Source organism: Okeania sp. KiyG1, from assembly GCF_014132355.1.
Taxonomy (GTDB): Bacteria; Cyanobacteriota; Cyanobacteriia; order Cyanobacteriales; family Microcoleaceae; genus Okeania.
This window is the reverse complement of the sequence record NZ_BLZO01000069.1, coordinates 38,847-59,380: the sequence shown is the minus strand read 5'-3', so window position 1 is coordinate 59,380 and position 20,534 is coordinate 38,847. Positions and strand designations below refer to the sequence as shown.

Sequence of the window (20,534 nt, the reverse complement as noted above, 5' to 3'; positions counted from 1 at the left end):
TGGTGAGGTTAATTATGATTTTTACTAACTAGAGTTGGCTGAAAAAGTATTTTGGTGAGGGTAGGAGTCAGGAGAGAGGGAGAATTATATAGGAGGTAGGAGGAAAAGTTGCCAGAGTAATTTTTCTGCTCTTGTATGCCTAAAATACTGATTTTTTGTACTGATTTTTTGAGCTTTTTGGACTGAAAAGCTGACACTTTTTTCGACCTAAAAGAAACTTGGCTTTATCTGTCAATGCTTTGAGATTAGATCGGTAAGCCCTAACTAATATAAAATTAAACTTTATACCAATTTTATGTGAAGTTGCACAGAATTATGAAATTTATTAACCTGTATATTTTAATCTACAGTCAACTCTGATTAAAATATTATTCTATGGAACTTATTATTAATTTGGTATAAGTAACAAATATGATTCAATTAACAATTATAGATATAGCTATGGCTTTAGGACTTATTGCTATAGCTATTGGTTTGTCAGCTTGGCAAAAATTAGGATTAGAATGGCAATTATTAATAGCAACAACTCGTACTATTGTACAGTTAATATTTGTTGGCTATGTATTAGAAATAGTATTCGATTATAAACAACCTTGGTTAGTAGTTGCTATGATTACTGTTATGTTAACAGTTGCTTCTGTTGTTGCTAAAATATGAAATTTATTAACCTGTATATTTTAATCTACAGTCAACTCTGATTAAAATATTATTCTATGGAACTTATTATTAATTTGGTATAAGTAACAAATATGATTCAATTAACAATTATAGATATAGCTATGGCTTTAGGACTTATTGCTATAGCTATTGGTTTGTCAGCTTGGCAAAAATTAGGATTAGAATGGCAATTATTAATAGCGACAATTCGTACTATTGTGCAGTTAATATTTGTTGGCTATGTATTAGAAATAGTATTTGATAATAAACAACCTTGGTTGGTGGTCGCTATGATTACTATTATGTTAACAGTTGCTTCTGTTGTTGCTAGGAATAGAATTAGTAAAAAAATACCTCGATTATTACCTTTAGTTTGGGTTTCGATTTTAACAAGTACAGTTTTAAGTATCAGTTATACCAACTTATTAGTTATTCAACCTGAAACTTGGTACGAACCTCAATACTTAATTCCCTTAGTAGGAATAGTATTAGGAAATGCCATGAATACAGCAGCGCTCGCTGGCGAAAGACTTGTCAGTACAATTAATTCTAGTCCAGTAGAAATTGAAACTTATTTAAGTTTAGGAGCTACTTCTCAACAGGCAGTTGCTAAATATAGAAAAGATGCTGTTCGTGCTGCATTAATACCTACTTTAAATTTAATGATGGTAGTTGGAATAGTTACGCTTCCTGGTATTTTTACTGGTCAGTTATTAACTGGTGTTAATCCTTTGAATGCTGTAGCATATCAGATTTTAATTATGTTTCTTTTGGCTTTTACAAACTTGGTGACAAGTTTATTAATTACCTATGGTTTATGTAGACAATTTTTTAATCAGGATGCACAACTCAAAAATTTATAAGAAAGTAAGAAGTAAGAAGGAAGAAGGAAGAGGGAAGAGGGAAGAAGGAATAATAAAGAAGAAAGAAGAAAGAAGGAAATTATATGAGTCTATAGAACTATACTTTATGAGTTTTGGTCTTATCTGAACCGTAATAGAAATGTAGAAGTATTTATTAAAGTTAGTACAACTTAAAATTAATCAATGACAAGATTTATCCATGACCAATTTGCCAAACAGTATTTAACAGAATTATTATCTAACAGAGGTCATTTAAGTTATAAGTTATCAGTTATAAGTTATCAGTTATCAGTTATCAGTTATCAGTACTTTTGCCTGTTTGCGCAGCATTCCGCAGGAAATTCAGAGGCTTGAAATATTGAACTTTATTTTTTTTCCTCCTCTTGTAGAGTTGTAGAGCGGCAGCTCGCGGCGCAGCCAAGGGAAGGCTTGAGACCTTATTTTTTGGTTAAGTAGAAGTAAGTAAAGATATATCTGGATAAATCAGACAAGCTGACGTTTATTTTATCCTATATACTCAGACTCCTGAGAATTTATTCAACTTAGGTATACTAGAAAAAATTGCTGTCAATGTCTGTACTATCGAACCATTTCGTAATTAAGTTACTCCTAGAAAAATTCGTAGTTGTTTGGAAAATTTATTTGATATTTGTGCAGGTTTAGAAAGATAAATTAATCGAAAAAATCAGAAAACTACTAAAACAGACTTACCTCTATTATGGATAATTACACTAACTATTTCACAGGCAATAATTTCGGGAGTTAGTGCTGTGAATGATACAGAATGTAGTTCCCCAGGTATTTACACCCTAGGAAAAATTTTGAGAACCAAAATAATCGCAGTTCATCAATTACAAAAAAGTGGGGAAACTTTGTGGTTGAGAATTTTAGGTAGAGGACAAGTGCAAAAAGAAGTTATTGAGGAATTAAGAAATTTATCTGTTGAAAATCCATTACGTTTCAATGTGTTGGAATTAGTTTACAACTTGCTGACAATGTTGGAACTAAATCGAGGTCTAGAACCAGAGGATAGGGAATTAATTATGGAATTATCACCGCTTTATTTAGAACGTTTAGAGAATGCTACTCAAAAAGGAAGGCAAGAAGGTAAATACATTCAGAGTGTAGCGACGACAATTAAGCAATAATAAATTTTTTTCGCAAAATGACAGAAATGGATTAACATCATGCTTCAGATAATCTTGTTAATTTAAGGAAAACTTTATGGCAGAAACTTTTACCTTTGAAACAATATTTTTTGAAGATTTTGAGTCAAACTTATCTCGTTGGACTGGAAGGTTTGGAGGTTCTTTTACAGGATTTATTACTAATGACCCACTACAAAATGACCAAGTTGTTTCATTTAGTGGTTTCGGAAGTGGAGGAGATATTTTCACACAAGAGTCCTTCAGGGTTCTGTTTAATAATAGTAATATTGGTATATATCGTTTATCTTTTGACTATTTAGGTTTAGGATTACCAGGAAGTATAGTAGGTAATTTTGGTGGATATGTAGGGTATGGCAGTGAACTGACCAACGCAGATGCATGGGTTGCTGGAACAATTCGAGATACGAATACCCTAGCTGAAGATTTTACTGATTTACAGGATACTGGAAGATGGGAATCTGTTGAAATTATATTCACAACCGATGAAGAAGTTCACCTTATATTTGAAGACTGGTCAGGTTCAGGTGGAGTAACTGGGGATGTTTTTTTTGATAATATTCGTTTGGAAGCTTTAGTAGAAAATTCAGAAAATTTACTTCAAGGTAGTTCTGGAAATGACAAACTTTCAGGAACTAACCAAAATGAAATTATTGCAGGTAGAGGCGGCAGAGATACTCTCAATGGTAGAGGTGGCAATGATGAAATTAATGGCGGTTCAGGAAACGATAGAATCAACGGTGGTGCTGGGAGAGATTTATTAATAGGTGAAGGTGGAAATGATAATATTAATGGTGGTTCAGGAAACGATAATTTAATTGGTGGAGCGGGTAATGATAGACTTAATGGTGGTTCAGGAAATGATAATATTAATGGTGGTTCAGGAAACGATAATTTAATTGGTGGTCGAGGAAAAGATAAATTTATTTATGAAACAGACAGACGTTTTCGTCGGAATGATGTGGGAATAGATACTATCGTAGATTTTGTATTAGGTCAGGACAAAATTGTTCTAGATAAAACCACTTTTACCAGTTTAAATAGTCGTATCGGTAGAGGTTTTAATGTGGCAAGAGAATTTGCAGTTGTTGATAGTAGGGATGCAGTTGCTAGAAGTCGCGCAGAAATTGTTTATGATTTTTCCAGTGGAGATTTATATTACAATCCTAATGGTAGAACTAATGGTTTTGGCAACGGTGGAAAGTTTGCTACTTTTACAGATATTCCACTACTTAGAGCTAGAGATTTTATGATTCAGTCGTAGGTTATCTCACTGGTAGAAAAGTTTTTCTTATTTTTATAATAAGTTCCTATGCAAAATTAATTACACATCCTAATTCACTCCCTGTTTACTATTCCTTGTTCCCTATCTCAACTAGGAAATTCCTAAAAGCACGACTACTTATAGTTGTTTAACTTAAAAATGAGACGTTTTTTCGTCTGAAACTTCCTCAGAGCAAGAAAGCTTTGTCTCAATCTAAAGTTAAATGACTATAATATAAACTTTGCTAAAGCTGAATCGCTTCAAAAATACTGAACTCTGTTTCGACTTTCAAAAAGTAGCATTTTTCTGATATTTCAGACTTTTATCTTAACTAAATTCTCGGCGTTGTTCAGTGGTAATGATTTTGAGATTAAGTATGAACGCAAAATATAAGTTTTTCTTTGGTTGAATAAAAAGTCATGTGCAGGGGCGAACAACACCCAATGATTACATACTATCACGATTTTTTTGGGGATGCAAGGGAAAATACCTTGCCGTTTTTTTTTGAGCTTCACAGGATGATAATTTGATTGAAAAGTGAATAATAGCGATCGCATAGCAGTAGCTACATTCCTTTTATATGAGTAAATATATGGATATGTTGATGGGGTGAAAATTTTTCGGTGTCACCACTTCTTTTCTTAGTGCTTCACAGGATGATAATTTTTCTCTGCTTTGGTTATGTGAGTATTCCTTCTATATGTATTCAGTAACGAAATGCTGTTTTTGCGTTGAATAAAAAGTCATGCGTAGGGGCGAGTAACTCCCAATAATTACATAGTATCACGATTTTTTTGGGGATGCAAGGGGAAATACCTTGCCGCTTTTTTTTTGAGCTTCACAGGATGATAATTTGATTGAAAAGTGAATAATAGCGATCGCATAGCAGTAGCTACATTCCTTTTATATGAGTATATGTATGGATGTGTTGATGGGGTGAAAATTTTTCGGTGTCACCACTTCTTTTCTTAGTGCTTCACAGGATGATAATTTTTCTCTGCTTTGGTTATGTGAGTATTCCTTCTATATGTATTCAGTAACGAAATGCTGTTTTTGCGTTGAATAAAAAGTCATGCGTAGGGGCGAGTAACACCCAATGATTACATAGTATCACGATTTTTTTGGGGATGCAAGAGGAAATACCTTGCTGTTTTTTTGGAGCTTCACAGAATGATGATTTGATTGAAAAGTGAATATAGCGATCGCATAGCAGTAGCTACATCCCCTCTATATGAGTATATATATGGCGTTGCATAGATAGAGTGCGTTCGGGAATTTTAGGCTCTCGAACACAGGAAGCATAAAAAACAAAACATGGGATTTACCTTCTGCCAAAAGTTTCATCCCGCCCCTCAGCAACGCCTATATTGATATGTTGACCTATATCGATACTGTTAATGGTAGAAAATTTTTCCGAAATTCTGTTCGTAGTGCTTCACAGGATGATGAATTTTCTCTGCTTTGGTTATGTGAGTATCTCTTCTATATGTATTCAGTAACGAAATGCTGTTTTTGCGTTGAATAAAAAGTCATGCGTAGGTGCGAGTAGAACCCAACGATTACATACTATCACGATTTTTTTAGGGATGCAAGAGGAAATACCTTGCCGTTTTTTTGAAGCTTCACAGAATGATAATTTGATTCAAAAGTGAATAATAGCTACCGCACTTGCTGTGCGGTAGCGACATCGCCTTTACATGAGTAAATATATGGATGTGTTGATGGGGTGAAAATTTTTCGGTGTCGCCACTTAATTTTTTAGAGTTTCACAGGATGATGATTTTCTGGTGCTTTGGTTATGTGAGTATCTCTTCTATATGTATTCAGTAACGAAATGCTGTTTTTGCGTTGAATAAAAAGTCATGCGTAGGGGCGAGTAGAAGCCAATGTTTACATACTATCATAATTTTTTTGAGAATGCCAGAGGAAATACCTTGCCGTTTTTTTGGAGCTTCACAGGATGATAATTTTTCTTTGGTTGTGAATAATAGCGATCGCATAGCAGTAGCTACATCCCCTCTATATGAGTATATATATGGCGTTGCATAGAGTGCAGGATGAATTTTAGGCTCTCGAACACAGTCCGTATAAAAAACAAAACATGGGATTTACCTTCTGTCAAAAGTTTCATCCCGCCCCTCAGCAACGCCTATATTGATATGTTGACCTATATCGATACTGTTAATGGTAGAAAATTTTTCCGAAATTCTGTTCGTAGTGCTTCACAGGATGATGATTTTCTGGTGCTTTGGTTATGTGAGTATGCCTTCTATATGTATTCAGTAACGAAATGCTGTTTTTGCGTTGAATAAAAAGTCATGCGTAGGGGCGATAAACACCCAATAATTACATACTATCACGATTTTTTTAGGGATGCCAGGGGAAAAGCCTTGCTGTTTTTTGGAGCTGCACAGAATGCAGATTAATCATCCGTGTATCTGTGGCCAAATCCTTGTCTAGCAGTTGCTCAAATGTCATGGTAAGTAGCTGAAGGTAATTTCAGTTATCAGTTATCAGTACCTCTACAATTTAGAAAAGTTATCCAATTGCCAATTGAGCGATCGCTTCATAAATAGAGAAGCCTATTTCTACTTTCAAAAAGTAGCAATTTTCTCATATTTAAATATAGAAGGTATGCTCAAATTTCATCTTAATTCAATACCTCACTCTAAAAGTATTATTTAACGGTCAACTATGTCTGCTAATTCTCCATGATCGCTTTCTTTTAAAAATTAGTATCATACCAAGGGTAAAAATCGAGAATATTACAGATTTCAAGCCTCTTTATTGTAGAGGTACTGTTAACTGATAACTGATAACTGATAACTGAAATTACTTCAACTATTAGGAATATGAGCAGCAATTTTTAAACCTTGTGGGTTATAAACCTCTAAAGGAATATTGGCATTATTACTAATAGCCTTCAAAGCTATCTGTAAAGTTTTCAAATGTTTTTCTAGTTGATTCAAACTCTTTTGATCTTTATTCCCCTGTAACTCCTTAGCTGTTTTCTTAATTTTATCCACATAATCAGAAGTTAAGCGTACAGTAATTAAATCCTTAGTAATACTATATTCACAAATTTTGGGTGTTCCCTTACAAGTCTTACTTAAATCTTGACGAGCTTTAGCTATAGTATCTAAAAATCTCTGGTTAGCTTGTGCTATTTTGAGAATAGTGTCATAAGATTTAATCAGAGGTTTTGCCTTAGAAAAATAACTAGAATTGGTAGGTACTTCCTCAGCAGAATTTAGAGCATTTTGCCAATATTCCACAGCCTCTTGCCAATTATCTTTTGTCTCAAAAACTTCAGCTTGTTTCGCATAACTAATAGCTTGATTATAATATTCTTCACCAATTTGTTCTATAATCCTACGTTCCTCAGCTAACTGAAGTTTTTGTTCATACTGAGGGAGTAAATTTTTAGCTTCTAAATAGGCAGTTGTTTGTGGTGGAATAGAAGATATTTTATCTAAGGCATCCGCCCAACTTGAATATACACTTTTCCAGCTTTCAGGAAACTGAGCTACGACTTCTCTTGTATTTGCTAACTGAGCTGATTTTTTAGCAGCAATTAATTTTTTATCTGCTGCTTCTTCTGTTGTTAATCTACCTTTAATCGCCACTAAATATTTACGATATTGCTGTAGTTTATTCTTAGCAAAAGGATAAGCAGTACTATCTTCTGGTACTTTTTCTAGTAAGAAAATTGCATTTTGCCAAAGTGATTGAGTTTCTATCCAATCTTCTACTTTGAGTGGCAAAGTTTTACTATTTTGAGCTGCTTGTTGACCTTTAGCTAAAGCTTGTTCAATATTTTCCAAATGTTGAATTTCTACTTTGTAAGTAGATTTTAAATGTTGTGACTCTAGATAATGTATTGACCAAAATGGAATTTTGTTTAAATCTTGAACTGCTTTTTGTAACTTTTCTTTTGCTTGCTTTGGAGCTAGAGAGTTTTGAAAATTTTTAATTGTTTCTAATGATTGTTGATTTAACTCTCTTGCTGTGGGTACGATCATACATTTTCCTATAACACAGGGTTGAGTTATTGCATAAAAACAGCCTATTAAAATGGTCAAACTTAAACTGGCACTGAGAAATTCTACTTTAGAGAAGGTACTGAAGTTAACAGTTGATTTTTGTTCTACATAATTAGAATTTTTGCTTTTATTCTTGATTTTTAGAGATAGATCTAATCCTTCCGCATCAAAGGGGTTATCTAAATCATCCAGCAATTTTGAAGTAATTTTAATCTCTGAGTTTTGACTTTTATTTCCAGGAATATCCTCTTTCTCGACATTAGTGTTTAGCTCAGACTCTAACCTAATAGATATCTGTTCTAAATTTTTAAATCAAATGGATTATCTAAAGAATCTAAAAATTCTGATGTAATTTTTACTTGATAATCCATATCTCTATCTACCCATCTCGGCATAAAAGTTAATGTAGACTCTTCTTGCCGACTCTTGGTAAAAAATGAATGATAAGCATAAGGATGTATATGACCAATCACATTTAAACAAATACCTATTTTCTCAATAGATTCTAGTGGTTGTTTTTGAACTATATCTTTTAACTCAGAAATTGTTTTCTCTCGATCTATCACTAAATTTGCTGGATGTTCACAAATCACTAATAATGTTCCAGCTTTTAAGTCACATTTAATTTTACAAGCATCATTGAAATCTCTCAAAGATTGCCAGCTTTTTTGTAAATTATCCTCTAATATCTGAGTATTAATATTTCTGATTGCTGTTTTCATTTTCTAGTTAATAATTTTATTATCTTTTCTTTGTGGGTTCAATACTAAGCGTGAAAATAAATAATGTTACAAAACTCTAGTTATAAGGAACAGGCAACAGAAATTTGTAGCAAACATTTATCAAACAAATTGGTATTAATTAGGGCTTGCTGATTAATTCTAAAAGTATTGACAGATATTGATTTTAGCGTTTTATAGTTGAAAAAAGTACCAGCTTTTCGGTGGCAAGAGCTGCATAAAGCTAGTTTTTTGGGACGATTATGGCAGAAAAATTGAGAGACAAAACGCCCGCTCCTACCTCCTCTACATTCCCATTTCTCCCCTCCTGGGAGGGGAGGGGCGAGGGGTGGGTTTTCTCCTGTCTCCTACAAAGAGCAAAAAGACTTTCCATACGCAAACCCTAATTATTTTAGGAATTAATCTTTTGAATTTTGTCACTAAATTAATAACCCTAAACGTAAAGCTATTAATAATAAAATTTGGATAAATATTTGCGATAAATTTTTGTTACATACAAACACAGTTTTGTCACATTTTTTGGTCAAATTAGTAGGATTGGTCAATCAGACAAAATCCTGTCCATAGGTTTCTTGAAAGCAGACCTGACGAACAGAAAGACGTCCACCGTATTTTTTAAATGGTTCAGCAGCATAACCCATAGCTAATAGACAACAAACATCTACTTGCTCAGGAATATTAAATGCTGCTTTAACTTGAGATGTAATAAATCCTTCGAGAGGACAACTATCAACCCCAAAACTACTAGAAATGAGCATAATTTGAGCTACTGCTAACATTATTTGCCTATTTATCCAAGCTTCCATAGACTCAAAAGAATGAGGATTTTCAAACATTTTAGGAATTGAATTTTTCATATAATCTGCATAAGTATCATTGATAGCTTCATGCTCTTTGCGCAACTCAATTATAGATTCTATATATTCTGGTTTAGATACATGGCGATCGCCACAACAAATTAAAACTACTGGAGCTTCTCCTACCTGGCGTTGATTAAAAGCACAAGCCTTAAGTCGTTCTTTATTATCTTGTTTCTTAACCACAATAAAACGCCAAGGTTGTAAATTAAAACTAGAAGGAGCCATCATACCCAGACGTAAAATTTCTTCTAGGATTACATTAGGAATTAAATCTTTACTAAATGCACGAGCAGAACGACGTTTTTCAATAGCTTGCTTTAAATTAATGCTTGGTTCCATAAAATCAAAATATAATTTATAGTTGGATTTTTTTATTTCTGATTGAACTATAATTTTTCTATTTTAAGGTGTGAAACTAAGATTGATAGAAAAATGGAATAAGAGGAAATAATAGATAGAGATTTTTTAGTGCTGCTATATTCAGCAATTATTAGGAGTAAGAATTTCCGTTTGTAATGCTACGCAAAAAGATGCATGAATACACAGGACTTACTAAGGTTAACTTGTTACCTTTTTATTTCCTGCGGAATGCTGTATAAACATAATTTTGAATTCTCCTTCTCAGATAATAAGTTAATAACTGATAGCTAATAGCTGACTGCTGTTTGCGCAGCATGACAAACGGAAATGCTTACTATTAGGCTTCACAATATTTGAAAATACCATATAAAGTTATAGCAGCATAAACATTGGAAATAGGGAATAAATTAATATTAATTTTATCTAATTGTTCTTCATCTTGCATAATCTTAAGAAGTAACTATACCAAACCCAACTCTCGTTTCAATAAATTAATTGACTCTGTACCAATGTAATTTTCAAAACAGATAATTTGTGGCGGGCGAATAATATCTGCTCTGTTTTTTTGTACGGCAGCTTTAACTTTAGCATCACTAAATCTGTCACAAATAATTATTTTAGCTACCCGCACCATAGCATCAACTTTGTGGGTTTCTTCCTGTTGGGCAGTCATTACATTTATGTCATTTCCACGCAAGCTGTAAATAATTACTTCTGCAGCTTTTAGTAGACCAGAACTGAGACTAACAATACCAAAGTAACTTCCCTGAGATAAATTATTGACCAACTTAAATTCTTGAGCATAATCATATATATCAATTGGAATCACTCGTACAGATTGAGGAGCAGCTATTTTTTCAGCTCGTCCAATGAAATATCGACTTGTGACAACCGTTCCAGAAGATATTTCCTCTATAACTCTACCTAGTTCTTCCAGAGGAACTACTTGGACAGAAATATTAAGAGCTTGTTCCAACTCTTTAGCCATTAACTGTCCAATACCAATATCATTAGAGGGAGCTGTAACTAATACCCTGGCACTACAACGCAGTCGCCAATCAATCTCAGAGAGAAACATTTCTCTAGCTTCATTCAAACTACAACCTTGGGACAGTAATTCATCCAAGCCACCCTTGACTATATTACTGGCATGGGGATACTTGTCATAAAAGGGAGAATTTAACCTTGGCCCTCTCTCATTTCCCTGCGCTCTGACATAAATACCTGAACCTGCTTGAGCTTCCACAAGATCGATATCTTCAAGTTGACGATATACCTTACTTATCGTGTTGCGATGTAAACCAGTTTGCATCGCAAGTTGTCGAGTACTAGGTAGTCGATGGCCAGGGGGAAATTGTCGAGAAGCAATGGCAAACCGAATTTGATTAAATAATTGGTTTGATGCAGGAATATCACTATCTGCTTTAATCTGAAAATTAACCATAGTAGAAAAAACTGCTGCTCAGAAATAAATTTTCATCCTCTAATTTTAGTTTTTGCTTCGTCAAGAACTCACTCATATTAAATCTTTTAATTAAATTGATCTTAATTACTTGAACAATTATTATGTATTCTGAACAATCAACTAGATAGCATCTAGTTTTGAATAAGGATTTAAGTAAACTTTTCCCATCTAAATAGGGTTTGCTGAAAAAGTCTTATGGGTAAGGGTAGGAGACAACCCACCCCTCGCCCCTCCCCTCCCAACCCACCCCTCGCCCCTCCCTCCCAGGAGGGGAGACAGGAGACAGGAGACAGGAGACATGGGTCGGGAGCGAGGAGGTAGGAGCGGGCGTTTTGTCCCTCAATTTTTCTGTCCGAAGGTTTGCCTTTTATGCTAACTTTTTGAGGGTTTTAGACTACTCCCAGCGCACGACTTGGGAATTAAAGAAGGCTCAAACCTTTACTTGTCAATGCTTTTAGATTTAATCAGCAAGCCCTAAATACTTACAACCTCCTACCTAATACCTTCGGAGTGTAGAAACTATATGACAGAATTAAAAATTCGTACAGGCCATATTCAAGTCCCCAACGGAGACCTAGAAATAGCTTCCTATCTAGCACAACCAGTAGAAGAAAATCTATTTCCAGCAGTAGTAGTAATTCAAGAAATATTTGGGGTCAATGCCCATATTCGAGAAGTAACAGAAAAAATTGCCAAACAAGGTTATGTAGCGATCGCTCCCTCAATCTACCAACGTCAAGCTCCCGGTTTTGAAGTTGGCTATAGTGAGGAAGATTTAAAACTGGGCCGCAAATATAAAGAACAAACCAAAGCCTCAGAACTACTAAGTGATGTTCAAGCTACTATAAACTATCTCAAAACCCTACCTACTATTAAAGCAGATAAGTTTGGTTGTATTGGTTTCTGTTTTGGAGGCCATGTGAGTTATCTGGCAGCAACTTTACCAGAAATTCAAGCAACTGCCTCTTTCTATGGAGCTGGTATTGCCACTGGTACTCCCGGTGGTGGTGAACCTACTATTACTCTAACTCCGAAAATTAGTGGTACTATCTACTGCTTTTTTGGCACAGAAGATCCTTTAATTCCCGTAGAACAAGTAGACCAAATAGAGGCAGAATTACAGAAGTATCAAATTAAGCACCAGGTATTTCGTTATCCGGCAGACCATGGTTTCTTTTGTGACCATCGTAGTAGTTATAATGCTGAAGCTGCTACTGATGCTTGGGTTAAGACAAAGCAACTGTTTAGTCAAGAATTTTCATTAATGGATAATGGATAATTGATAATTGATAATTACCTCTGGTTTTAACCTTTACGGAATTGAATATCAGGAAATATTATTTCTTCTCTTGGTCGATTGGATATGGCGCAGGTTTCCTCCCATATCTCGACCGCTTTTTTCCCTTTAAAGGGGAGGCTTTAAACCAAAATTATTTAATTATTAATTAGGGCTTGCTGATTAAATATCAAAGCATTGACATATAAAGGCTTTAGCTTTTTTGGGGTAGAATAAAATGCAAATTTTTCAGCTCTTTATGCTCAAAAAGTTAGTATTTTAGGCAAGACTTGGGCAGAAAAATCAAGGAACAATTCTTACTCCTACCTGCTATAAATTCCAATTTCTCCTGTCTCCTGTCTCCTACCCCTACTAAAAGACTAGTGAAGTGCAAACCCTAATTATTAATTATTCGGTAAACAGGTATTGGATCGCTATCTAAAAAACTAGCCTTGGAAGTATAAGACTTATCTTGCTCCATGTAAGTTAACCCATACCTATCACACATGGCTTTTAGTTTGAATCTAAAAATGTTGTGTGATATTTGCACCAACTTTTGATTGTTTTTTTTACCTAAATTGAGATTTTGTTTCATCCCTGGATTAACACCAAAAAAAATAGTAGATATTTTGTTTTCTCTACACCAGTTAATTAAATATCTAGCTGCTTTATTTAGGTAATCTCTAACTTTATTGTTCCGATTTACTGTAATGCGCGCCTTGTTTTTTGGTTAAACCTTTAATGCCTTGTTTATCCTTTAATGACTGTAATAAGCGAATTTTCCTTGTTGTACAACTGGTTGATTGATCTAAGTTTTCTACCGTCTAAAATAAACGATGACCCAATATTTGATACACAAGTTGCGCTTATTGTCTAACCCCAGGTCTGAGGTAATTGTTAATTATTAATTATTAATTATTAATTATTAATTATTAAAAGACCTATCTACAACTTTTAAAGTTTGCTGTGCAATATAGGTTTGAAGTAGTTGATAATTTGCCTCTTACAGAGGAGCTTTCCTACGGAATGCTACGCAAACGCTTTCGTTATCCTTGCAGTAATGGTAATTTGACTCGTATCTGAGATATCCGCCCTCAGCAAAATAAAACTATCACCCAGAGTAAAGTCCTACATTGTAAATATTTTTAGATAATCTGCACAATTGCTTTAAGGCTCTAAACTTCTGGCCATACAGGTTTATAATTTTGTTCTTTTGGGTAAGATACATAATTAACTTTCGCACTTATAATACATCTTAGTAGCGAAAATATTCAAAATTGGCAATGTGCGTGACTACGGGTTAAAACCCGTCGCATCGTTTCCATCCAGCCGTTAAAAACTGGCTGGTTTCCCACTTACCGAAAGTTTATGATGAATCCCGAATCAAGCAGCTCTCAAGAAAGTAAACAGTCCTTTTCCATGGACGATTTTGCTAAAGCTCTCGAACAACCTCAATATAATTATGAATTTCAAAAAGGACAAATAGTTACTGGAAAAGTATATAGTTATGAATCTGAAGGTATATACATTGATATAGGGGGTAAGTCTTTAGCTCTTTTACCCATTCAAGAAGCTTTCTTGGGAGTAACACAAGATTTATCGGAAGCACTACCATTACAGCTAGAACGGGACTTCCTAATTATCCGCGAGCAAAATGCAGAAGGAGAAGTGCTTCTTTCTATCAAGCAGCTAGAAATTAATCAAATTTGGGAGAATTTGATTGAATTACAAGAAGGTGGTCAGTCTTTCCAAGTTCGAGTAATTGGTACTAATAAGGGTGGGGTGACGGTGGATGTACAATCTTTGCGGGGTTTTATTCCGCGCTCCCATCTTCTGGCAAAGGATAATTTAGAGTCATTGATTGACCAAGTATTGACGGTCAATTTTTTGGAATTAGACCAAGAAAAGAAGAAAATTGTGATGTCTCAGCGTTTGGCTGCTCAATCTGCTGGTTTTAGTAAGTTAATAGTTGGTCAGTTGGTTGAAGGAAAGGTTGCTGGAGTGAAACCTTTTGGGGTTTTTGTCGATTTAGAGGGTTTAACTGGTTTGCTGCATATTACCCAAGTTAGTCAAAAACGGGTTGATTCTTTATCAACTATTTTTGCCCAGGGTAATTTGGTTAGGGCGATGATTGTTGATTTAGATGAAGGCCGAAAGCGAATTTCTCTTTCTACTAAGGTGCTAGAAAATTATCCAGGGGAAATGTTGGAAAAAATTGATGAAGTGATGGAGTCGGCAGATGCTCGTGCAGAAAGGGCAAGAAAGGCTTTACCTCAATTACAGTAGCAGGGAATGTAAGCATTTCCTACGGAATGCTGCGCAAACAGCCGTCAGCCAGCCTTCTATGGTCGTAACTGCGGACTTCAGCTATCAGCTATTGCTTCTAGTTTAGGATAAAAGCTTTATTAATTTTCTTACTACAAAAGTTGGCTCCCTTGCCCTTAAAGTCAGTTGTTAATTTAAACACTGTTTTTGAGGAGAGACTCTTGTTGCGCTCGAGCTGACAGCTAATAGCTTAATGCTTACCAGGGAATAGGGAATAGTCGGAAAAATATTTCCTAGTCTAAGGTTTATCATCTGCATAAGTTCTCACCAATTTTTTCTTAGCTATAGGTGTAATTTTTCTATTACTTTTCAGGATGGCTGAATAGGTTTTGGCACTTATTCAGCAGTTTTTATGGTCGAAATTTTTATCAATATGAAATGGTAGAAAAAGTTATCAATCTTATCAATACCATTTTGTGATAGTACGCGATCGCACTCCCACTCGCTAATGCCCTTTTTCATTTTAATAAGCACCTACGCAGAGCGACAGACTTGTTATCAATATAGATCAAAATTGAGCGATAAGCAAAAATCCTGTATTTATTGCATATCAATACTTGTAGCGTTTATGAAAAGATTGCTCATACAGGGGCAAAATCGTGATTTTTCCCTAAAATATGGTCTTCGATAGCTCATTTGAACTTTTTTGCCAAAATTAGTTTAAATTATAAATATGTTAATCAATTAATTATAAGTTTAATTAATGTCAAAGTATTTTATAGTCTTATAAAAAAGAAGAAGGAGTTATTTCGGTTATCAGTTATAAGTTGTCAGAAAATTAATATTTTTCTGTTGAAATATATAAGTTATTATTTGAGAATCTTGTTATAATCCGATGTATTTTATTTGACCGAAAAGCAACGTTGAAGGCCCCCGTGTTTGAACTGAGGGGATAAAAAAATTTAACTGACTTTTAAACTCTTTCATGGCTTTTACAAATTGTTTTTGGTCGAGATTCATTTCCCGACCCAATTCTCATCCAGAATGGCACATCTCCGTCGTTCGTACAAATTAAATCCATCAGAAATTGTTTTAAGTCAGGTCCTTTATCTCTCGAATATCCATAAGTGATTTTCACAGTTTTTGGTTCTATATCTTCTGTGGATTCATCTTCAAGTCTTTGATAATCTCCATGAACATGATCGGGAACCGGAATCTAGGTGGACTGTGCTTGTTTCTAGTTGATAAATTTTCACTGCTTCGCTCCACCACAGACATGAAAATCTGATTTAATCCTGTGCGATAAAGTTGGTCTAATACTCAACAATAATCTATCATCGTTGTTAAAATACTCTGCTTTCACCCCTTGGGCAATTAAATGTTCTATTGCTTTCCTCTGAAAAAATCGACTAAATAAGTATAATGGAGATGAAACCTTACCTAACCCATTTAAAAGTATTCCTTTGACTGCTTGACTCCCTGTAATTTTTTCTGGTAACTGTTCTCCAATTGACTACTCCCCTGGCTGAAGCCGAGGGGAAACAAGCGCAGATACTACGCAACAGGATAAATCTCTGTTGCTCCGTTTCTTCTTAGCTGACCAAAGATACGCTCTCTGGGGACAAGTCAAAGTGCCCCTACACAGTCGGCATAGCGTCTAAACTTAACTTTCTGCTTACTTTTGTGATGATATTTGCAGCTCCATTACAGTCTGCATTCACACACAAATTATCACCTGTTCTATACAAACCACGCTTTATTCTTTTTCCTGTTAGCGAAGCTTGTCTGAAAGACTTAGGTTTCCAATCATTGGGTTTCTCACCATAATTAGGTAGATAGTCACCATCTAAAAATGAAGGGGCGAATGCCATTCGCCCCTACAAGTATAACTTTCTTCGGTTTCTATAAATATTATTCCATATTCATCGCACAACTGAGCTATTCTTTCAAAGAGTCTAGCTGTGGGAATTGGTACAAATTCTGAATTACTTTTCTTTCCTAATTCTATTTGATTTTTCTGACATTTATTCCAACCAAATACAATTGTACCAATAGAATTTTTAAGCAATGATTAATTACTATTCTTGCTGCTTTATTTATACCCAAATCGCATTTGGCGGTTACGTTTTTCAGTAATAGAAGCTAGCCTATTTGACCAAAATCCTAAAGGTTGATTTTCTTTAATGGTTGATACTTGTTTGTTGTACCAACGATTCATTGATTTGAGATGTTTACCATCTAGGATTAAGCTAGTACCAACATTAGATACACAGGCTAACCAATTATTTACACCATGGTCTATTCCTAATACATTGTCTTGATTTAATTGAGGTTTAACTACTACTTCTTTTTCATAGACAAATTCTTGGGTAAAGCATCTATTTATGGGTAATATTCTCAGTTCCTTGAGAGTAGAAAATGCTCTTATACTAGGCATTGGAATTAAAAAGCAATCTATTCCAAACCAGCGTTTACAGGTATTGCCTAATGGTACTCTAATTTGATTATCTTTAAGTTTTAATGCTTGCTTGGGGTAACTTACTGTAGCCATTCCCCCTTTTTTTCTGTAGTTAGGAATCCTTGGTTTATCTGAGATTTTACCTGAACTATAAGCTTTAATTATACTATAATAAGACCTAAATGATTCAGCTACAGTTCTCAATATTTGTTGTGCTGAAGAGTGAATATAAAACTTTATAGTGATAGTTGTTTTTATAGACTTTTTCCAAGTCATACTTACCCAAGGTTTTGTGAGACTTAAAATATAATTGTCTGCCATAATATATTCCCATGTTAGTTAGCTTGTGAGATTCTTCGCACAAGAATTTTAAGATAGCAATTAATTCAGAATTTTTATTTACTAAAACTTTCTGGCAAGAGTACATTGGAAACGGGCAGACTGAAAAGTTATTGTCTATTATAGTAACAGAGGGCAGCTAAAATTGTCTAGTCCAAACAACTCCCTTGTTTTCATATCCCGGTTCAAACACGGGGGAGCTTAAACGTCGCTTTTCGGTAAAATAAAATACTTCGGATTAAAATCCGACGAGTTGCCTTTCATCCATCGCTTAAAAGACGATGGCTTTCATGCTCCCGTGTTATTTAGGTAATAGATTAATTTTCTTTTCTATACCAATTTCATCAATAATTCCTGCTACCAATCCGATCTGGGTCTACATTAGTCACTTCTATTGACATTTTCTCCTCTTTTGTATCTTCACCTCCCGATCTAGAATTACAGTTTGAGGTGTTTTTTTCTTGAGTCTAAATACTTATTCAAGTTTTCTCCTCTTTATGTACTACATTTTGTCGTGCGAAATGTAGGCTATAGGATTGAGACTAATAATTTTTTCAAAAAATAAACTTTTTTATCCAGCCAAAAAGGTAATCTTTTTAAATCACTAACTTTGATTTGAGGTTGCTGCTTGGGATTTTTCTAATAATATTCATCTGATACGCTAGACATAAATATAATTTCGAGTTGAGTAAGCGTTCCGTGTAAATTAAAATATTTTCCCAGTTTTCCTTTTGAAAATTAGAATAAATAGGAGTTAATGCATATAAACTATTATTTGCCATAAAATTTTCATTCGTAATTCTCAGAAGTATAGAATGCTCCTAAACGGGGAGGTCGAGATTTTTCAAATATTTCTAGCTTGGTTACATCAGATTTAATATTTTGCTTTGTATCCCCAAGGATTTTATCAATCAGAAAGTCTCTTAATTGAGAATTTTTCAGCTTCATAATTAAGCCAGATAGAACATATTGAAATTCTGGAGTTAGATACGGCTCATCCTGACTATTTGTGATAATTTTTGTCTGGTAGGAATAGTTTGTTTGTAATACCAAAATTTTTTCTGCCTCCAAAGTGGGTAGATAATAATTAGGATTTGCTAAAAAAGTCTTATGGGTGAGGGTAGGAGTCAACCCACTCCTAATATAGAATCCGGTTGAATAGTTATTGTATAGTTGGGAGTGGGGGAGTGGGGGAGTAGGGGAGTAGTGTTCGACAATCCGAACATTAGTATAATTAAGTTTGTCGCACAGACTTACCAGATGGAGAGCTTCGTTAAAATACTGTGATCCTGACTTCTGTTGAGGGCTAACATCGGGAAAAAACTGTAAACCAAATTCTATTTTGTTTTTAGAGTTGATAAAGGATAAAATCGGGTAGCTCAATTGCAGGATAGTTATGGTCTGCTATTTTTCAGTAATGATGGCTTCAATTTCAATGTCTAGTTCTGAGCGGCATATATCCGAATGCAAATAGATAAGTCTATCAGCAGCAGGGAAATTTTTCTTAACCATCTGTTGAACAACAGGCAAATCAGAAGGATGGCGGAGGTAAATGGTGAAGGTACGATCGTAAAGTATTGGGTCTGGAAGTCCTGGATTAAACCCCATACGTTCAAACACCAGTTTCATGTTATCTAGAGTTACCTCAAACTGTTTGTCAATATTGCCTTTGCCCAGAGACTCATGTCCATTGCCTGAAAATAACTACGCCAAGTGGCAACCAAGCATTTGATTATTTGTTTTGATACTTTAGTTGGTAATGCTCTATAAGCATCGCTATCTTTGGTGGCGTGGTACAGCTTAGTTAAATCCAGGCTTTTTGAGGACTGGAAAAAATGCTGACGACAATAATAATTAGCCAAATTATACAAGTTTTTCGATCTTATTGGCTAATTCATCACAAACTCGCCAAAAGTTATGTGTTCGGTTAATAATATGTCTATCAACAAGTTGCATTCACTCGCTAACGCTTGATAATTTATTGTTACCTATTTAATATTACAACAATGAGTGTAAATTTTACAACTATTTTCTACGGTTTAAGTTTAACAGTTAATCACCCCTACTTTCATCATTAATGTAGGGAACATAATTCCAAATTCGACATAAATTCCAGTCTTGGGTCAGCTCTAGCAAACTTAAATATGTTTTGTATACAAATTCGTTTAGAGGATATGTTATCGGTACAGTGGAAGCGCCTATTAGTTGTGATTTTGTTTGTAGCAGATGAAAGCCTTGCTCGCTGTATTTTTTTCCTAATTTGCTAGAGTAATGAATAATCGATCGCCCTTCTAGAATAGGAATTTTGAGGTACAAATTAATTTCATCTATGGTTGAAATGCAGAAGGTTCGATCTTGTCCAAAATAAATATTCATGTTACTTTTAACTATGCAACTATTAGTCATATAGCAATTCCCATGCTGGTGATGTACTGTTATTCGTTGGTTTTAAGGCACAGGAAATAGGGAACAGAATACAAATAAAAATAGGTGTACCTCATTAGGCTGAGAAACCCTATATCACCTGCTTCATCACTTTTGATACTAACTTTTACATTTCATTCCTGTCAAGCTGAATAAAAAATAAATTTATTTTGACCAAAAAATAAGGTTTCAAACCTCCCCTTGGCTGCGCCGCGAGCTACCGCTCTACAAGGGGATTAAAAAAATAAAGTTCAGTATTTCAAGCCTCTGACTTTCCTAGGTCATGCTGTGCAAACAGGCAGAGGTACTGATAACTGGTAACTGATAACTGAAATGACTACTTGTGATAATTTT

The 20,534-nt window shown here is 34.6% G+C and carries 21 protein-coding genes; 7 read left to right on the top strand and 14 right to left on the bottom strand.

The features are described 5' to 3' along the window. The first annotated feature begins 411 nt into the window (after nt 1-411). The 5 genes from SAGCYANO_RS14420 (at nt 412) to SAGCYANO_RS47565 (ending at nt 5,999) form a co-directional block, all read left to right on the top strand. Nucleotides 412-657: an ABC transporter permease gene (locus SAGCYANO_RS14420; protein ID WP_202220707.1), complete on the top strand. Its 246-nt coding sequence runs from the start codon at nt 412-414 to the stop codon at nt 655-657. 92 nt (nt 658-749) lie between these two features. Continuing rightward, nucleotides 750-1,520 carry an ABC transporter permease gene (gene fetB / locus SAGCYANO_RS14415; protein ID WP_202220706.1) on the top strand — a complete coding sequence of 257 codons (771 nt, stop codon included), beginning with the start codon at nt 750-752 and terminating at the stop codon, nt 1,518-1,520. Nucleotides 1,521-2,341: 821 nt separating this feature from the next. Next, entirely contained in the window at nt 2,342-2,668 is a 327-nt protein-coding gene (locus SAGCYANO_RS14400; RefSeq protein WP_237396165.1) for a hypothetical protein, read from the top strand. Between the two features lie 76 nt (nt 2,669-2,744). After that, entirely contained in the window at nt 2,745-3,950 is a 1,206-nt protein-coding gene (locus SAGCYANO_RS14395; protein ID WP_202220702.1) for a calcium-binding protein, read from the top strand. Nucleotides 3,951-5,867: 1,917 nt separating this feature from the next. Further along, complete coding sequence (locus SAGCYANO_RS47565) at nt 5,868-5,999, top strand: hypothetical protein (RefSeq protein WP_255502562.1); 132 nt, start codon at nt 5,868-5,870, stop codon at nt 5,997-5,999. Nucleotides 6,000-6,787: 788 nt separating this feature from the next. Here SAGCYANO_RS47565 and SAGCYANO_RS14390 read toward each other — a convergent pair. The 4 genes from SAGCYANO_RS14390 to SAGCYANO_RS14375 form a co-directional block, all read right to left on the bottom strand. Then, nucleotides 6,788-8,188 (bottom strand): hypothetical protein, encoded by a 1,401-nt coding sequence (locus SAGCYANO_RS14390; protein WP_202220701.1) that lies wholly within the window; start codon nt 8,186-8,188, stop codon nt 6,788-6,790. A gap of 104 nt (nt 8,189-8,292) precedes the next feature. Beyond that, entirely contained in the window at nt 8,293-8,715 is a 423-nt protein-coding gene (locus SAGCYANO_RS14385) for a hypothetical protein (protein WP_202220700.1), read from the bottom strand. Nucleotides 8,716-9,278: 563 nt separating this feature from the next. Further along, on the bottom strand, nt 9,279-9,932 hold the full coding sequence (locus SAGCYANO_RS14380; protein WP_202220699.1) for a nitroreductase family protein: 654 nt from the start codon (nt 9,930-9,932) through the stop codon (nt 9,279-9,281). A 481-nt stretch (nt 9,933-10,413) separates the two neighbouring features. Beyond that, nucleotides 10,414-11,397, bottom strand: coding sequence for a GntR family transcriptional regulator (locus SAGCYANO_RS14375; RefSeq protein ID WP_202220698.1), 984 nt, complete (start codon nt 11,395-11,397; stop codon nt 10,414-10,416). A 544-nt stretch (nt 11,398-11,941) separates the two neighbouring features. On the opposite strand from SAGCYANO_RS14375, the gene SAGCYANO_RS14370 reads away from it, so the two are divergent. Further along, entirely contained in the window at nt 11,942-12,697 is a 756-nt protein-coding gene (locus SAGCYANO_RS14370) for a dienelactone hydrolase family protein (protein WP_202220697.1), read from the top strand. A 394-nt stretch (nt 12,698-13,091) separates the two neighbouring features. On the opposite strand, the gene SAGCYANO_RS14365 is transcribed toward SAGCYANO_RS14370, so the two are convergent. Then, a complete protein-coding gene (locus SAGCYANO_RS14365) occupies nt 13,092-13,406 on the bottom strand; it encodes an IS200/IS605 family accessory protein TnpB-related protein (protein ID WP_202220734.1) in 315 nt (104 codons plus the stop codon). A 659-nt stretch (nt 13,407-14,065) separates the two neighbouring features. Here SAGCYANO_RS14365 and SAGCYANO_RS14360 point away from each other — a divergent pair. Next, nucleotides 14,066-14,980 (top strand): S1 RNA-binding domain-containing protein, encoded by a 915-nt coding sequence (locus SAGCYANO_RS14360; protein WP_202220733.1) that lies wholly within the window; start codon nt 14,066-14,068, stop codon nt 14,978-14,980. 952 nt (nt 14,981-15,932) lie between these two features. On the opposite strand, the gene SAGCYANO_RS14355 is transcribed toward SAGCYANO_RS14360, so the two are convergent. The 9 genes from SAGCYANO_RS14355 to SAGCYANO_RS14325 form a co-directional block, all read right to left on the bottom strand. Beyond that, complete coding sequence (locus SAGCYANO_RS14355; protein ID WP_202220696.1) at nt 15,933-16,097, bottom strand: hypothetical protein; 165 nt, start codon at nt 16,095-16,097, stop codon at nt 15,933-15,935. Between the two features lie 114 nt (nt 16,098-16,211). After that, nucleotides 16,212-16,469 carry a DUF4277 domain-containing protein gene (locus tag SAGCYANO_RS50295; RefSeq protein WP_202220732.1) on the bottom strand — a complete coding sequence of 86 codons (258 nt, stop codon included), beginning with the start codon at nt 16,467-16,469 and terminating at the stop codon, nt 16,212-16,214. A 127-nt stretch (nt 16,470-16,596) separates the two neighbouring features. After that, entirely contained in the window at nt 16,597-16,830 is a 234-nt protein-coding gene (locus SAGCYANO_RS44750) for a hypothetical protein (protein ID WP_237396164.1), read from the bottom strand. Further along, nucleotides 16,806-17,027 (bottom strand): hypothetical protein, encoded by a 222-nt coding sequence (locus SAGCYANO_RS44745; RefSeq protein WP_237396163.1) that lies wholly within the window; start codon nt 17,025-17,027, stop codon nt 16,806-16,808. The genes SAGCYANO_RS44750 and SAGCYANO_RS44745 overlap by 25 nt, the downstream gene beginning before the upstream one ends. 24 nt (nt 17,028-17,051) lie before the next feature. Further along, nucleotides 17,052-17,738: a transposase gene (locus tag SAGCYANO_RS44740; protein ID WP_237396162.1), complete on the bottom strand. Its 687-nt coding sequence runs from the start codon at nt 17,736-17,738 to the stop codon at nt 17,052-17,054. 807 nt (nt 17,739-18,545) lie between these two features. Beyond that, the gene (locus SAGCYANO_RS14340; protein WP_202220695.1) at nt 18,546-19,139 is read right to left on the bottom strand and encodes a hypothetical protein; all 594 of its coding nucleotides are present in this window, start codon (nt 19,137-19,139) and stop codon (nt 18,546-18,548) included. A gap of 21 nt (nt 19,140-19,160) precedes the next feature. Further along, complete coding sequence (locus tag SAGCYANO_RS14335; protein ID WP_202220694.1) at nt 19,161-19,385, bottom strand: hypothetical protein; 225 nt, start codon at nt 19,383-19,385, stop codon at nt 19,161-19,163. Between the two features lie 11 nt (nt 19,386-19,396). Further along, on the bottom strand, nt 19,397-19,618 hold the full coding sequence (locus SAGCYANO_RS14330) for a hypothetical protein (RefSeq protein ID WP_202220693.1): 222 nt from the start codon (nt 19,616-19,618) through the stop codon (nt 19,397-19,399). 190 nt (nt 19,619-19,808) lie between these two features. Next, entirely contained in the window at nt 19,809-20,162 is a 354-nt protein-coding gene (locus SAGCYANO_RS14325; RefSeq protein WP_202220692.1) for a hypothetical protein, read from the bottom strand. Nucleotides 20,163-20,534 lie beyond the last annotated feature (372 nt).

Excerpts from the sequence above, each read along its gene's own strand:
- SAGCYANO_RS14420 (WP_202220707.1), top strand. The coding sequence starts at position 412 with ATGATTCAATTAACAATTATAGATATAGCTATGGCTTTAGGACTTATT.
- fetB (WP_202220706.1), top strand. The coding sequence starts at position 750 with ATGATTCAATTAACAATTATAGATATAGCTATGGCTTTAGGACTTATT.
- SAGCYANO_RS14395 (WP_202220702.1), top strand. The coding sequence starts at position 2,745 with ATGGCAGAAACTTTTACCTTTGAAACAATATTTTTTGAAGATTTTGAG.
- SAGCYANO_RS47565 (WP_255502562.1), top strand. The coding sequence starts at position 5,868 with ATGCCAGAGGAAATACCTTGCCGTTTTTTTGGAGCTTCACAGGATGAT.
- SAGCYANO_RS14385 (WP_202220700.1), bottom strand. The coding sequence starts at position 8,715 with ATGAAAACAGCAATCAGAAATATTAATACTCAGATATTAGAGGATAAT.
- SAGCYANO_RS14380 (WP_202220699.1), bottom strand. The coding sequence starts at position 9,932 with ATGGAACCAAGCATTAATTTAAAGCAAGCTATTGAAAAACGTCGTTCT.
- SAGCYANO_RS14375 (WP_202220698.1), bottom strand. The coding sequence starts at position 11,397 with ATGGTTAATTTTCAGATTAAAGCAGATAGTGATATTCCTGCATCAAAC.
- SAGCYANO_RS14370 (WP_202220697.1), top strand. The coding sequence starts at position 11,942 with ATGACAGAATTAAAAATTCGTACAGGCCATATTCAAGTCCCCAACGGA.
- SAGCYANO_RS14360 (WP_202220733.1), top strand. The coding sequence starts at position 14,066 with ATGAATCCCGAATCAAGCAGCTCTCAAGAAAGTAAACAGTCCTTTTCC.
- SAGCYANO_RS44750 (WP_237396164.1), bottom strand. The coding sequence starts at position 16,830 with ATGGCATTCGCCCCTTCATTTTTAGATGGTGACTATCTACCTAATTAT.
- SAGCYANO_RS44740 (WP_237396162.1), bottom strand. The coding sequence starts at position 17,738 with ATGGCAGACAATTATATTTTAAGTCTCACAAAACCTTGGGTAAGTATG.
- SAGCYANO_RS14335 (WP_202220694.1), bottom strand. The coding sequence starts at position 19,385 with ATGAAACTGGTGTTTGAACGTATGGGGTTTAATCCAGGACTTCCAGAC.
- SAGCYANO_RS14325 (WP_202220692.1), bottom strand. The coding sequence starts at position 20,162 with ATGACTAATAGTTGCATAGTTAAAAGTAACATGAATATTTATTTTGGA.